The following is a 14,502-nucleotide window of genomic DNA, read 5'->3' as shown; positions in this document are numbered from 1 at the left end:
GAGAAAGGGCTGCGGTTTGCGATTCGGGAGGGGGGGCGCACGATTGGCGCCGGCACCATCTCCGAAATTATCGAGTAAGCACACAACCGGGATTTGTAGGGGTATGGTGTTAATGGTTAGCACGTCGGTCTCCAAAACCGAAAGTACGGGTTCAAATCCTGTTACCCCTGCCACTGTGAGGGGCGCAACAGCTGATTTTGCGCTCAGGGAGTTTTGATGGAACGCGCTTCTGAGACGGCTCCAGCAGCAGAAGCCAAGCCCTCTGTGCTGGTGTCGAAGGTGACAAACTGGTGGTCGTCCTCCGTGCAGTTTCTGCGGGACGTGCGAGCGGAAATGCAGCAGGTGGTTTGGCCGACGCGCCAGGAAGTCTATGACACAACATTGATTGTCATCGGCATTGTCACCTTTTTTGGGGTGTTTTTGTGGACGGTGGATGTTGTGGTAACCCGCATCCTGAGCGCCATCCTAAAGTGGCTGAGCTGAAGCCGGGAACGGCACGGCGACTGAAAAGGCTTCGTATGGCGAAACGCTGGTACATCATTCACACATATTCCGGCTATGAGAAGAAGGTGCGCGAAAGCCTCCTGACTCGCCTCAAAGCCTACGGTTTGGAAAATGAAGTGACCGAAGTGCTCATTCCTTCGGAGACCGTCGTTGAAATGCGCGGTAATAAGCGGGTGGAAACCTCGCGGATGATTTTTCCGGGGTATGTGCTGGTGCAGATTGAAACCGATGACCAAACCGGTGAAATGTCGGAGCGTGTTTGGCACACCATAAAGAACACCCCCAAAGTCACTAGCTTCATCGGCGGACAAAAACCCACGGCGCTCACCGAGGAAGAAGTCAATCAAATCATTAATCATGTCACGGAGACCACAGACCGTCCGAAGCCGAAGATCATGTACACGCCCGGTGAGACGGTGCGCATTATCAGCGGCCCGTTCACTGGCTTTACTGGCGTCGTTGAGGAAGTTAATGCGGAACGTAGTACGTTGAAGGTCATGGTAACGATTTTCGGTCGGGCGACGCCGGTTGAGCTTGATTTTCTAGGTGTAGAAAGACCCAACTTTACAGAGTCGTAAGGGCTTGCAGCCGCATCAAACGGCTACGGCAAAGCAAGGTAAGCGTCAAAGCACATGGCGAAAAAGGTTACGGCGTATATCAAGCTTCAAGTGCCGGCCGGCAAGGCTAATCCAGCGCCGCCGATTGGGCCGGCGTTAGGACAGCATGGGGTCAACATCATGGAGTTCTGCAAGCAGTTTAATGCGCGTACGAGCGACATGGGTGACCTCAAAATCCCGGTCGTTATCACGGTCTATGCGGACAAATCTTTTACCTTTGTCACCAAGACACCACCTGTCCCAGACCTCATCAAGAAGACATTGGGTATCACCAGTGGTGCAGCGCGTCCCGGCCGGGAACGTATTGGTAAGTTGACGATGGAACAGGTGCGTCGGATTGCGGAAATCAAGTTACCCGATATGAATTGCACTTCGCTGGAAGCGGCGATTCGGTCAGTCAAAGGGACCGCCCGCAGCATGGGGCTGGAAGTTGTAGAGTAAGGGCGGTTTATCGCCAAAGGCTCAGGGAGCGACGCAACGGTCGCGCTTGTACCTGAAAGGAGTCGTCAATGGGACGCATGGGGAAAAAATACCGCGCCGCCTTGGCGCAGATTGAACCAAGTCGGCTCTACACGCTAGCCGACGCCGTACCGCTCATTAAGCGTATAGCCTACGCAAAGTTTGATGAAACAGTAGAAGTCACCATGGTGCTTGGCGTTGATCCGCGCAAGGCGGATCAAATGGTGCGGGGGACGGTAGTGCTGCCCCATGGTCTCGGCAAAACCAAGCGGGTGGCGGTCATTGCTTCCGGTGAAAAGCAGGCTGAGGCGCGCGACGCTGGCGCCGACGCCGTAGGCGGCGAAGATTTCGTGGACCGCATCAAGAATGGTTGGATGGAGTTTGATGTCCTGATCGCTACGCCGGACATGATGAAATCCGTTGGAACATTGGGCAAGCTGCTGGGCCCACGCGGTTTGATGCCAAACCCCAAGACTGGGACGGTGACGTTTGATGTCAGTAAGGCTGTCCAAGAAGTCAAGGCTGGCAAGGTTGAGTTTCGCGTAGACAAAACCGGTGTCATTCATGTTCCAGTCGGGCGGGTATCGTTTCCGGCGGAAAAACTCATTGAAAACATTCGCACTTTGATTGAGGCGGTACTGCGTGCTAAGCCGACCTCCACCAAAGGGCGGTACGTCCGGGCCGCCTACTGTGGTTCAACAATGGGGCCGGCTGTACCACTAGCGCCGACCGAATACCAGAGCTGATGTTGGACAGATTCAGGTGAAATAGGCCGGCTGCAGGTTGGGTCGGGTTCGGACGGCGGCGTACGTTGAGGATAAAAGCAAAACCATGACGCGACAGAGAAAAGGGGCGGAAATCGAGAAACTGGCGGCGGCGTTTCAGGCGACGCGCCACGCCTTTCTTGTTGGTTTCCAAGGGATGACCGTGCAATCAGACACGGCGCTGCGCAATGAGCTGCGCCGCGCCGGCGTCCGCTACCAGGTCGTCAAAAACACGCTGGCTCGCCGAGCCGCCAAGGGGACTGTCCTCGAACGGATTCATGAGCAGTTCACCGGACCAACCGCCGTAGCGCTGGCGCCGGAAGACCCAGTCACGGCGGCCAAGACGCTGCTCAAACTCTTCAAGGAATACCAACAGTTCACCTTCAAAGCGGCGGTGGTGGACGGCAGCCCCGTCGGCGAAAAAGATTTGGAGGCGCTGGCCAATATGCCGTCCCGTGAGGAGCTGCTGGGACGCATCATGTTCCTTATCAACTCCGGGGCGCAGCGCATCGCGGCGGCGACCAGCGGCGTGGCGCGCAATCTAGCGGTGGTTCTTGCGCAAGTGCGCGATCAAAAATCTCAATAACGTCGGCGCAACCTAAGCCGTGGGCGCTCCCTTCGCAGCGGAATATATCAACATCGGTTCTTGGTCGCGGCGGTAGCTGCACATCTTTTTGATTCTTCACGTTTCAGTCCAGAAAGGTAGGAACACGCATGTCGGAGAAGTTGACGGCTATTGTCGATCAAATCGGCTCACTAACCCTACTAGAAGCTGCCGAACTCGTTAAGCTGATGGAAGCCAGGTTCGGCGTTTCGGCGGCGGCTGCCGCTGTCGCCGTTCCTGCTGTGGCGGGTGCAGCGGCTGCCGGCGCGCCGGCCGCGCCAGCCGAAGAAGTCAAGGATGAGTTTGATGTCATTCTCACAGCGGCCGGTACCAATAAGATCAACGTTATCAAGGTGGTTCGCGAAATCACCTCGCTGGGCCTGAAGGAAGCAAAAGATTTGGTGGACGGCGCACCGAAGCCAGTCAAGACAGGCATCCCAAAGGCCGAAGCCGAAGCTATCAAGGCCAAGCTGACGGAAGCGGGAGCGTCCGTCGAGATCAAGTAGCTATAGTCGCTGTTTTCCGAGTGACAGGGCGACCGCCGTCGCCCAAGTTTCGGCTTGGGCGACATGTTAACCCTTTTGAACGCAAGGCTTACTTGAACGAGTCGGCAGGTTCTGCTTTCGCGGCAAGCGATGCCTGCGCCGACGTGGGTTCGCAACGCTGTATTTTCCTACGGAACAAACGCGCGTGCTTAGGCCTTGTCAGCGGATGAACGCGCTGTCCTTCGCTTGCACCGAACGCCAATCGGTTACGGTTGTGGTGTCTTCCTGGGGAGAACTAAATCCATTAATCCTTTGGCTCCTTCCAACTCGCGTCAACGGCGCTCGTCTTCGGTGGGTGGAGCGCAGCGCGCCCGCCGACGGCCGGCGACTGTCGTGACGCGGAAAGGCTTGTCTCTGGCTTATGTTGTCGCGTAACGGTAAGGGAACACAGGCGCGTCATGACTTTTCAAAAATCAAGACGGCGATTCGCATTCCAAACCTGATCGAGGTTCAACGCGAATCTTACTATCGCTTCCTCCAGATGGATAAGTTGCCTGAAGAGCGCGAAAACATCGGCCTCCAGGCGGTTTTCAAGTCGGTTTTTCCCATCAAGGATTTTCGTGACACAGCTCAGTTAAGTTTTGTCGAATACTCCATCGGTGAGTGGAAATGCAAGTGTGGCAAAAACGAGGGCCTTCAGTTTCTGCGCTCCAACTGCCACGCTTGTGGCGCCGTGATTCAAGTAGACCCACTGTCCGGCGAGGATGTCATTTGCCGGGCATGCGGCGCCGCCAACAAAAACATCGTCACTACCTGTGACGTGTGCGGCGAACCGGTCGGTCTCAAGCACAAGTATGAAGTGCGCGAGTGTCAGGAGCGCGGCATGACGTACGCTGTCCCGCTCAAAGTCAAGATTCGTCTAACGCTGTGGGACAAGGATGAAGAGACCGGCCAGCGGACGCTCCGTAACTTCGTTGATGAAGATGTGTACTTCGGCGACATCCCACTGATGACCGAAAACGGGACGTTTATCATCAACGGTACGGAGCGCGTCATCGTCTCCCAACTCCACCGTAGTCCCGGTGTGTTTTTTGAGAAATCGCCAATCTATCTGGCCAAAGTTATCCCGTACCGTGGTTCGTGGATTGAGTTTGAATATGACCAGAAAAATCTGCTCTATGTCAGAATTGACCGGAAGCGCAAATTTCTGGCGACGATCTTTTTACGGGCGCTGGCGCTGATCCAAAAACTGGACCTGGAAGGCATTGAGCGCGGTGATTATACGGACGCTCAGGTAGAAGAACGCATCAAAGCGACGACTTGTACGGATGAGGAAATCCTTCGCCAGTTTTACAGTGTGGCAGCGATTGAGGTCCGCGACGGCACGCTGTGGTTTCCGGTCAGCCCGCTGCTGCTTGACATGAGTATCACCGGCGGCGTCAAGCACCCTGAGACTGGCGAGACGTTGCTCCGGCCAGGACAGAAGTTCATGACCAGACACCTCAAGACGCTGCCTGCAGCCGGAGTAACGCACGTTGCGGTCAGTACACCCGATCTCGCCGGCGCGGTCGCCTTGAGCGACATCACAAACGGCGCGACCGGTGAAGTGTTGGTTGAAGCTGGAACAGAACTGACGGCGCGGGAGTACGAAAAGCTCCTCACCAGTGGCGTTGAACGGTTTGAAGTGTACTTTCCTGAACGCGACGACATCGGAGCTATTCTGCAACAAACGCTCAAAAAGGATTCAGTGCGCCGGCCGGTGGACGCCTTGCTGGAAATCTACCGCAAGATGCGGCCCGGCGACCCACCTACGATCATTACGGCGTGGAATCTCTTCTACGGGATGTTCTTCGACCCCCGGAAGTTTGACTTCTCACGGGTCGGCCGGCTCAAGTTCAACATCAAGATGGGCCATCCCGAACGCGCCAATCTCGACCAGCAAACTCTGTCACCGAAGGACTTCGTAGATGTCATCACGTACCTGCTCAAGCTGCGCAAAGGACGCACCGTCGGTCCTAACGGGGAGGAAATGACCTACGAAGCGGATGACATTGACCATCTCGGCAATCGGCGTGTCCGCGCCGTGGGCGAACTGCTGGAAAACCAGTTCCGGTTGGGATTGGTGCGCATGGAACGGGCCATTAGAGAAAAGATGTCCATTCACCAGGAAATGCAGCAGGCGATGCCGCGCGATCTGGTGAACGCCAAGCCGGTGATGGCCGCCGTGCGGGAGTTTTTCGGCTCGTCGCAACTTTCCCAGTTTATGGATCAGACCAACCCGCTGTCTGAAATCACACACAAGCGGCGGCTTTCGGCGCTTGGCCCAGGTGGATTGTCGCGGGAGCGGGCTGGTTTTGAGGTGCGCGACGTACACCCGACGCACTATGGTCGCATCTGCCCGATTGAGACGCCGGAAGGGCCGAACATTGGCTTGATTTCATCGTTGTCGTGCTTTGCGCGCATCAACGAGTTCGGCTTCATTGAATCGCCGTACCGCAAGGTGGAAAACGGGCGCGTCATTGAGTACGTCCGCATTACGAACGGCGGTGATACGGCGTTGCGGCCGGGGATGCACCTGCCACTGACCGAGGCTGAGGCAGCTAATGCAGCGCTCAAGCCGGGTCAAAAGCCGGCCGAATATGAACCCTATCCGTTTTACCTCTCGGCTTGGGAGGAGGACAAATACACCATCGGGCAGGCGAACATCCGCCTCAATGAGCGGCTGGAAATCATTGATGAACGGGTGTCGGCGCGTAAGGCCGGCGATTTCCGCGAAGTCCCGCGTGAAGAAATCCAGTTTATGGACGTGTCGCCTAAGCAGCTGGTGTCTGTGGCGGCGGCGCTCGTGCCGTTTCTGGAGCATGACGACGCTAACCGCGCGCTGATGGGCGCAAACATGCAACGGCAGGCTGTGCCGCTGCTGCGCGCAGAAGCGCCGCTCATTGGGACAGGGATGGAGCGCGTGACGGCGCAGGATTCCGGCGCGGTTGTCATTGCGCGCCGCGACGGCGTTGTGGACAGTGTCGACTCGGAACGCATCATCATCCGCGTGGACACCACCCAACCGGGAACGCTGTCGCGCGAGGTGACGGCTGACATTTACCAGTTGGTCAAGTTCCGGCGCTCGAACCAGAGTACGTGCATCAACCAGAAGCCGATTGTGCGCGTTGGGCAGCGCGTCAAGAAGGGCGACGTGCTGGCCGACGGCCCCTGCACCGATCAGGGCGAACTGGCGCTGGGACGCAACGTGCTGGTGGCTTTTATGCCGTGGCGCGGGTACAACTTCGAAGACGCCATCCTCATTTCCCAGAAGCTCGTCCAAGAGGACGCCTATACGTCCATCCACATCGAGGAGCTGGAGATTGAGGCGCGTGACACCAAGCTCGGCCCGGAGGAAATCACCCGCGACATTCCAAACGTCTCGGAATCCAGCCTCCGCGATCTGGACGAGTCGGGCATTATTCGCATCGGGGCGCGCGTCAAGCCCGGCTCGATTCTGGTTGGGAAGGTGACGCCCAAAGGGGAAACCCAACTCACCCCGGAAGAAAAACTGTTGCGGGCGATCTTCGGTGAAAAAGCCGGAGATGTGCGTGACGCTTCTCTGACCTGTCCGCCGGGCATTGAAGGGACGGTCGTAGATGTCAAAATCTTCACCCGCAAAGGACAGGAAAAGTGTAAGCGGTCGCTGGCGATTGAGGAACAGGAAGAAGCACGCCTGCGCAAAAATCTCGAAGACGAGCGGCGCATCCTTGAAGACGAACGCAACAAACGGATTTATGAACTGCTGGTTGGGCAGAAAGTCGCTAAGGATGTGCTCGTCAACAAGCGCGCCGTTCTCGGTAAGGGCGAGACGCTAACGCTGGAGTTTCTCAAGACGCTTGATCTGGCGACGCTCAAGAAAATCGAAATTCAGAACCCGAAGATTGATGTCGCCGCCGAAATTCGGGAACTTGAGGAATTCACAAAACGGCAGTTCGCCGTTCTCCAAAAGCTCCACGAAGAAAAGGTTGAAAAACTCAAACGCGGCGATGAACTCCCGCCTGGCGTCATCAAAATGGTCAAGGTCTTCATCGCCATGAAGCGCAAGCTGTCGGTGGGCGACAAAATGGCCGGACGGCATGGGAACAAGGGCGTCATTGCGCAAATTTTACCCGAAGAAGATATGCCCTACCTGCCGGACGGCCGACCGGTGGAGATTGTCCTCAATCCACTGGGCGTCCCGTCGCGGATGAACGTCGGGCAGATTCTCGAAACCCACTTGGGCTGGGCGGCGCACGTCCTTGGCGTCCGCTTCGCCACACCAGTGTTCGACGGCGCTTCGGAGGAAGAAATCAAACAGAAGCTGGCCGAAGCCGCCGCATTGCGGGAATCGCGGGGCGAACTCCCAATGATCAACCAGTCCGGGAAGACCGTCCTCTACGACGGGATGACCGGCGAGCCGTTCGAGCAGTTGGTGACGGTGGGCTACATCTACATGATGAAGCTGTCGCATCTGGTGGACGACAAGATTCACGCCCGCTCCATTGGGCCGTACTCGCTCATTACGCAGCAGCCGCTGGGCGGCAAGGCGCAGTTCGGCGGTCAGCGGTTCGGCGAAATGGAGGTGTGGGCGCTGGAAGCCTATGGAGCGGCCTACATTTTGCAGGAGCTTCTGACGGCGAAATCCGACGATGTCGCCGGGCGCTCCAAGAGCTACGAGGCGATCGTCAAAGGCGAACCCGACTTCGATCCGGGCGTACCGGAGTCCTTCAACGTGTTGGTGCGGGAACTCCAGTCGCTGTGCCTTGACGTTGAACTCATCAAGCGATCGGAAGAATCGAGCAACGGGGCTGCGGCGGAGCCGAGCGCGGCTGCGTCGCGGCGCTGAGGACGGTCAACCGGTGCCGTTATGGACGTGCGCCAAACGGCACGCTCTTGCTGTGGAGGGTGTTCATGTTCAGATACCAGGACAAGCAAACCACCGCGCCCGACTTTGAGGCCATTCGGATTTCTCTGGCGTCGCCGGAAAAAATCCGTTCTTGGTCGTACGGCGAAGTCACCAAGCCGGAAACGATCAACTATCGGACATTCAAGCCGGAGCGGGATGGGTTGTTCTGCGCGCGCATCTTCGGCCCCATCGCGGACTGGGAGTGCCTGTGTGGGAAGTACAAGCGCCGGAAGTATCAAGGCGTCATCTGCGACAAGTGCGGTGTCGAGGTGACATTGGCGCGTGTTCGTCGGGAGCGCCTTGGACATATTGAACTGGCGTCTCCCTGCTCGCATGTCTGGTTTTTCAAAGGGTTGCCGAGCCGCATCGGGCATCTGCTCGACATTTCACTGCGCGATCTGGAGAAGGTGCTCTACTACGAGTCGTACATCGTGGTGGACGCGGGCGACATGCCCGACCTCAAGGAAAAAGACCTGCTAACAGAGGAACAATACCGCAAGCTGTTTGACGCTTACCCAGGACAGTTCATTGCGCGGACAGGAGCGGAAGCCATCAAGACGCTGCTGCAGCGTGTGGACTGTGAAGCGTTGGCCGAAGAACTGCGCCAGAAGATGCGCGAAGAAACTTCGCAGCAGAAAAAGCTCAAGCTGGCAAAGCGGCTCAAGGTTGTGGACGCCTTCCGGCGGTCAGGCAATCGGCCGGAGTGGATGATTCTGGATGTGATCCCAGTTATTCCGCCGGAACTGCGCCCACTCGTGCCGCTCGACGGCGGACGCTTCGCCACATCGGACTTGAACGATCTCTATCGGCGCGTCATCAACCGGAACAACCGTCTGCGCAAGCTGCTGGACCTGAAGGCTCCGGAGGTCATCGTCCGCAACGAAAAGCGGATGCTACAGGAAGCGGTGGACGCGCTGTTCGATAACGGCCGGCGAGGGCGCGTCCTGCGCGGAGCGAACAATCGTCCGCTCAAGTCGCTGTCGGATACGCTCAAGGGCAAGACCGGTCGGTTTCGCCAAAACCTCCTCGGCAAGCGCGTGGACTACTCCGGTCGGTCGGTCATTGTGGTCGGGCCGGAACTCAAGCTGCACCAGTGCGGGCTGCCGAAGAAAATGGCGCTCGAACTGTTCAAGCCGTTCATTTATCACCAGCTTGAGAAACAAAAGTACGCCCAGACCATCAAGCAGGCGAAGGAAATGGTGGACCGGCAAGCGCCGGAGGTGTGGGACATTCTCGAAGAAGTTATTCGGGAACATCCGGTGCTGCTCAACCGTGCGCCGACGCTGCACCGCTTGGGCATCCAAGCGTTTGAGCCGGTGCTGGTCGAGGGCAAGGCCATCAAGATTCACCCGCTGGTGTGTACGGCGTTCAACGCCGACTTCGACGGCGACCAGATGGCGGTTCACATTCCACTGTCTCACGAGGCGCAGATTGAAGCGACGGTGCTGATGCGCGCCGACAACAACATTCTGTCGCCGGCAAACGGGCAGCCCATCGCCGTTCCGACGCAGGATATTGTGCTTGGGTGCTATTACCTGACCTACGAACGCAAGGAAGACCCGAAAGGGGGACGGACGTTTGCGACGCTGGACGATGTGGTCATTGCGCATGACGCCGGCATCGTCAACACCCAGTCGCCAATCAAACTGCGCTACGAAGGCGTCCTGATTGACCTTGAGCAGGAGCGCAATCAGCAGGACCTGCTCCGCGCAACGCCGCGCCATGTGCGGCAGGTCATCAGTACGACCGTCGGGCGCGTCATCTTCAATCAAGCGCTCCCGGAAGGCATGCCGTTTATCAACGGCGTGATGAAGAAAAAGGGCTTGCAGTCGCTGGTCAGCTACTGCCAACTCCACCACGGTCTCGAAACGACCGTTAAAATGCTGGATTCGCTCAAGTCGATTGGTTTCCTGTACGCGACAAAGGCTGGCATCTCCATCGGGATTGACGACTTAGTAACGCCGCCGCGCAAGGCGGAGCTCATCGCCGCCGCTGACCGTGAGGTAGCGCGTTTCCAGAAAGAGTACGAGGAAGGCGTCATTACTGACGGTGAACGGTACAACAAGGTTATCGCCACGTGGTCGCAGACAACCGAGGCGATCGCCAAAGAAATGAACGAGGCGATGAAGGCGGCTGAAAAGCTGACCAACGAACTCAACCCGATTATGGTTATGGCGGACTCCGGCGCGCGCGGCTCGGCACAGCAAATTCGTCAGCTAGCCGGCATGCGCGGGCTGATGGCCAAGCCGTCGGGCGCCATTATTGAAAAACCCATTCGCGCCAACTTCCGCGAGGGACTGGACGTGCTGGAGTACTTCATCTCGACGCACGGCGCGCGTAAGGGATTGGCGGACACGGCGCTCAAGACAGCCGACTCCGGTTACCTAACGCGCCGGTTGGTGGACGTGGCGCAGGATGTCATCGTGTCGGAGGAAGACTGCGGCACGATTCGCGGCATCTGGGTTGAGGCCATCAGCGAAGGCGGGGAGATCATCGAACCTCTGCGCGACCGCATCATCGGGCGCGTGGCGCTTGAAGACATCGTAGACCCCATCACTGGCGACGTCATCGTTCACGCCAACGAGGAGATTACGGAAAAGCTGGCGGCCGACATTCAGGACGCCGGGGGCATTGAGCGCGTCAAGCTGCGTTCAGTGTTGACCTGCGAAGCGCGGCGGGGCGTATGCGCCAAGTGCTATGGCCGCAATCTGGCGACCGGCAAGATGGTGGAGCTCGGCGAGGCCGTCGGCGTCATTGCGGCGCAGTCCATCGGCGAACCAGGGACGCAACTCACCATGCGAACGTTCCACTTGGGCGGCGCCGTCACCGGCTCATCGGAGCAATCTTCGCACGAAGCCCGTAAGGCAGGGCGCGTCAAGTTCGAGGACCTACGCACCGTCACTGGCCGCGACGGGCGGTTGGTGGCGATGAACCGGAACGGGTATATCGTTCTGATTGACGAAAACCGCAGCAATCGAGAAATCGGGCGTTACCAGATTGTCTATGGCGCGCGGTTGGCTGTCACTGACGGGCAGCTTGTCGAAGAAGGCGATACGCTGGCGACGTGGGATCCTTACACGTTTTCAATCCTGACGGAAGTGCCCGGCACGGTGCGCTACCACGATCTCATCGAGGGCGTCACCATTCAGGAAGAAATCGACCCCAACACAGGCAACCGCAGCATGATCGTCCGCGAAGCGACGGACGAGAAGCGGCAGCCGCGCATTGACATCATCGCGGACGATGGGAAAACCCTTCTCAAGTCGTACCAGATGCCTGTCCGCGCGAATTTGAGCGTCCGCAATGGTGACCGCGTCTTGCCCGGCGATATCATCGCCAAAATTCCCCGCGAATCCACTCGCGCCAAGGACATCACTGGCGGTTTGCCGCGCATCACCGAGCTGTTCGAAGCGCGTAAACCGCGTGAGACGGCCGTGATGGCGGAAATTGACGGCGTGGTGAAGTTCGGCAACGTCGTCAAGGGGCAGCGCAAGGTGCAGATCATCGGCGACGACGGTGAAGTCCGTGAGTACTCCATCCCCAAGGGTGCCAATATGTTCATTCAGGAAGGCGACCGTGTGAAGGCCGGTGAGCCGCTGGTGGACGGGCCGCTCAACCCGCACGACATTCTGGCGATTCAGGGGATGGACGCGCTGCAACGGTACCTTGTCAATGAAATCCAAGAAGTTTATCGCCTGCAAGGCGTCAACATCGCCGACAAACACATTGAGGTCATCGTTCGCCAGATGCTGCGCTGGGTGCGCGTCAAGGATGTCGGCGATACGGATTTCCTCATTGACGAGCAGGTGGATCGTTTCCGCTTCGAGGACGAGAACCGCCGCGTCATTGAAGCGGGCGGACAACCGGCGACGGCCGAACCACTGTTGCTCGGTATCACCAAGGCGTCACTTTCTACGGAAAGCTTTATTTCCGCCGCCAGCTTCCAAGAAACGACGCGCGTGTTGACGGAGGCCGCAATTTCGGGACGGGTAGATTACCTGCGCGGTCTCAAGGAAAACGTCATCATGGGCCGTCTAATTCCGGCCGGCACAGGAATGGAGTACTACCGGCGCATTCGCCTCTGCGACGAGAAAGACCTTGTGGCCGAGGAAAGCCGTACGGAATCCGAGGCCTATCACTTCGACGATGCAATGTCGCAGATGGTCGAAGAAGATATGCAGGCGCGGAAGGCGGCTAAAGGGAGCGAATGACGCCGGACGCTTTCCGACCGTAAGCTACTTTGCCGAAGCGCGCGCGTTGGGGAACATGCCACGCGCGCGCTTTTTGCTTCCGAGCCTTAGTTTCAAAGTCTTGTCGGTAAACGCATCCGCATCATATCTGCGAACGGGTTGAGATGTATGAACTGGGATGTAAAACGTCAGGCCGCGCAGCAATTGCGGGAGGGCGTCGCGCCGACGCTTGACGCGCCGTCTATTGGAAGCTGGCTTCAAACTTGGGCGGCGCGGCGGCCGGGCGCGACGGCGCTAGTCGCCTACGACGCCGCCGGGACGCGCCGCGCACTGAGCTACGCTGACCTGTGGGCGGCGGTTCAGGCCGGCGCGGCCGCGCTGCGAGCGGCGGGCGTTAAGCCGGGCGACCGCGTTGCAACGCTGGCATATAACGACCTTGAGACCGTCATTGCGTACGGCGCCGCCTGGACGCTGGGCGCATGCGTCACGCCGGTCAACATGACTGAAGACGCCCCCCGTCGGCGCTTCGTCGTCGAAAACGCCGAAGCGCGACTGATTCTAGCGCTGCCGGAGTTTCTTCCTGAAGCGCAGGCGTTGGCGGACGCGCTTCCGGCTGTTCGCAGCGTCCTTTCGCTACAGGACGGCGCATGGCGGGCGGCGTTCGCTGGCGCGCTTCTGCCCCCGGATGTCAAGCCTGAACGCGAAGCCCTTGTCGTTTACACGTCGGGGACAACCGGTGCGCCCAAAGGGGTTGTGCTGACACAAGCAAACTTGCTCCTTGACGCGCAGGCGCTCCGCGACTGGAATCGCGTCACAGCGGATGACGCGCTGATGTGCGTCCTCCCGATCCACCACGTCAACGGCATTGTGGTGACGCTCCTGACGCCGTTCGTCGCCGGCGCTACAGCAGTGCTCAACCACAAGTTTTCACCGACGACGTTCTGGGCGCGGATTGCAAGCGAGAGCGTCCGCATTGTGAGCGTTGTGCCGACGCTGCTGGCGTTCCTACTAGAGCGCCCGGAACTGTTTTTGCGCTCGGAGGGCAATCGTCTCTCGCATCTGATTTGCGGCGCAGGGCCGCTTACGGTCGAGCTGGCGCGGCAGTTTGAAGAAACGTTCGGCGTCCGCGTCCTGCACGGTTATGGACTGAGCGAAACCACCTGTTACTCCACGATGTTGCCGCTTGACTTATCCCCGGAAGAGCACCGGCGCTGGATGCGGGATTTCGGTTTTCCATCGATCGGGACAGCGCTCCCAGTATGTAACGTGGCGATTCATGATGCAGATGGCAACGCTTTGCCGCCTGGCGTACGTGGTGAAATCGTCATTTGCGGTCCCAGCGTTATGACAGGCTACTTCAAGCGTCCTGAAGCCAACGCCGAAGCCTTTGCACATGGCTGGTTTCGTAGCGGCGACGAGGGTTTTTACGAACGCGATGCGCAAGGGCGGGCGTTCTTCTTCATCACCGGCCGCATCAAGGAACTCATCATCCGCGGGGGCGTTAACTTGTCGCCCTTTGAAATTGACGAAGTCCTGTCGAGCATTCCTGGCGTTAAGTGCGGACTGGCCGTAGGCTTCGAGCATCGCTGGTACGGCGAGGAGGTCGGAGCCTACATCGTCCTTGAAGACGGGGCGACGCTCACCGCTGAAGCCATCCTTCGCGCGGCGCGCGAACGACTGCCGTTCCACAAATCGCCCAAAGTCGTCGTTTTTGGCACGGAAATTCCGGTCACTTCAACGGGGAAGTACCAGCGTAATAAGCTCAAGCCCTACTTTGAACCGTGGCGCGACGTGCAGTTTACGCCGTAGGGTGTTCCAGCGGCCTACCGCCTTGACACGCTTTTCGGCCCCCGGAGGGGAAGCAGCGGTGACGCCTTCCACGCCTGTGCAAAGCGAACGGTCTTGTCTGATGCGCTGCTTCCCTGCCACCGCCCGGCGGGTAGATTCGCCCC

The 14,502-nt window shown here is 58.5% G+C and carries 9 protein-coding genes and 1 tRNA gene; all 10 read left to right on the top strand.

The genetic code is table 11. From position 1 onward, the window contains the following. The first annotated feature begins 97 nt into the window (after nt 1-97). The 10 genes from NZ585_13685 (at nt 98) to NZ585_13640 (ending at nt 14,359) form a co-directional block, all read left to right on the top strand. Nucleotides 98-173 (top strand) — tRNA-Trp (locus NZ585_13685). A gap of 43 nt (nt 174-216) precedes the next feature. Then, nucleotides 217-483, top strand: coding sequence for a preprotein translocase subunit SecE (gene secE / locus NZ585_13680; protein ID MCS7081085.1), 267 nt, complete (start codon nt 217-219; stop codon nt 481-483). 35 nt (nt 484-518) lie between these two features. Further along, nucleotides 519-1,082, top strand: a complete 564-nt coding sequence (nusG, locus tag NZ585_13675) for a transcription termination/antitermination protein NusG (GenBank protein ID MCS7081084.1) — start codon at nt 519-521, stop codon at nt 1,080-1,082. A gap of 54 nt (nt 1,083-1,136) precedes the next feature. Next, nucleotides 1,137-1,562, top strand: a complete 426-nt coding sequence (gene rplK, locus NZ585_13670; protein ID MCS7081083.1) for a 50S ribosomal protein L11 — start codon at nt 1,137-1,139, stop codon at nt 1,560-1,562. A gap of 68 nt (nt 1,563-1,630) precedes the next feature. Further along, nucleotides 1,631-2,326 carry a 50S ribosomal protein L1 gene (gene rplA / locus NZ585_13665; protein ID MCS7081082.1) on the top strand — a complete coding sequence of 232 codons (696 nt, stop codon included), beginning with the start codon at nt 1,631-1,633 and terminating at the stop codon, nt 2,324-2,326. 85 nt (nt 2,327-2,411) lie between these two features. Beyond that, entirely contained in the window at nt 2,412-2,930 is a 519-nt protein-coding gene (gene rplJ / locus NZ585_13660; protein MCS7081081.1) for a 50S ribosomal protein L10, read from the top strand. A gap of 128 nt (nt 2,931-3,058) precedes the next feature. Further along, nucleotides 3,059-3,454 (top strand): 50S ribosomal protein L7/L12, encoded by a 396-nt coding sequence (gene rplL / locus NZ585_13655; protein ID MCS7081080.1) that lies wholly within the window; start codon nt 3,059-3,061, stop codon nt 3,452-3,454. A gap of 400 nt (nt 3,455-3,854) precedes the next feature. Next, entirely contained in the window at nt 3,855-8,300 is a 4,446-nt protein-coding gene (gene rpoB / locus NZ585_13650) for a DNA-directed RNA polymerase subunit beta (GenBank protein MCS7081079.1), read from the top strand. Between the two features lie 65 nt (nt 8,301-8,365). Then, complete coding sequence (gene rpoC / locus NZ585_13645; GenBank protein MCS7081078.1) at nt 8,366-12,571, top strand: DNA-directed RNA polymerase subunit beta'; 4,206 nt, start codon at nt 8,366-8,368, stop codon at nt 12,569-12,571. Between the two features lie 147 nt (nt 12,572-12,718). After that, the gene (locus NZ585_13640) at nt 12,719-14,359 is read left to right on the top strand and encodes an acyl--CoA ligase (protein ID MCS7081077.1); all 1,641 of its coding nucleotides are present in this window, start codon (nt 12,719-12,721) and stop codon (nt 14,357-14,359) included. The last annotated feature ends 143 nt before the right edge of the window (nt 14,360-14,502 follow it).

The sequence above is a fragment of the Chloracidobacterium sp. genome, assembly GCA_025057975.1.
GTDB lineage: Bacteria > Acidobacteriota > Blastocatellia > Chloracidobacteriales > Chloracidobacteriaceae > Chloracidobacterium.
Note: the sequence above shows the minus strand (reverse complement) of the source record. Positions and strands in the feature narration are given on the sequence as shown.

Bases quoted from the DNA above. Each gene is read 5' to 3' on its own strand.
- secE (MCS7081085.1), top strand. From the start codon at position 217: ATGGAACGCGCTTCTGAGACGGCTCCAGCAGCAGAAGCCAAGCCCTCT.
- nusG (MCS7081084.1), top strand. From the start codon at position 519: ATGGCGAAACGCTGGTACATCATTCACACATATTCCGGCTATGAGAAG.
- rplK (MCS7081083.1), top strand. From the start codon at position 1,137: ATGGCGAAAAAGGTTACGGCGTATATCAAGCTTCAAGTGCCGGCCGGC.
- rplA (MCS7081082.1), top strand. From the start codon at position 1,631: ATGGGACGCATGGGGAAAAAATACCGCGCCGCCTTGGCGCAGATTGAA.
- rplJ (MCS7081081.1), top strand. From the start codon at position 2,412: ATGACGCGACAGAGAAAAGGGGCGGAAATCGAGAAACTGGCGGCGGCG.
- rplL (MCS7081080.1), top strand. From the start codon at position 3,059: ATGTCGGAGAAGTTGACGGCTATTGTCGATCAAATCGGCTCACTAACC.
- rpoB (MCS7081079.1), top strand. From the start codon at position 3,855: ATGTTGTCGCGTAACGGTAAGGGAACACAGGCGCGTCATGACTTTTCA.
- rpoC (MCS7081078.1), top strand. From the start codon at position 8,366: ATGTTCAGATACCAGGACAAGCAAACCACCGCGCCCGACTTTGAGGCC.
- NZ585_13640 (MCS7081077.1), top strand. From the start codon at position 12,719: ATGAACTGGGATGTAAAACGTCAGGCCGCGCAGCAATTGCGGGAGGGC.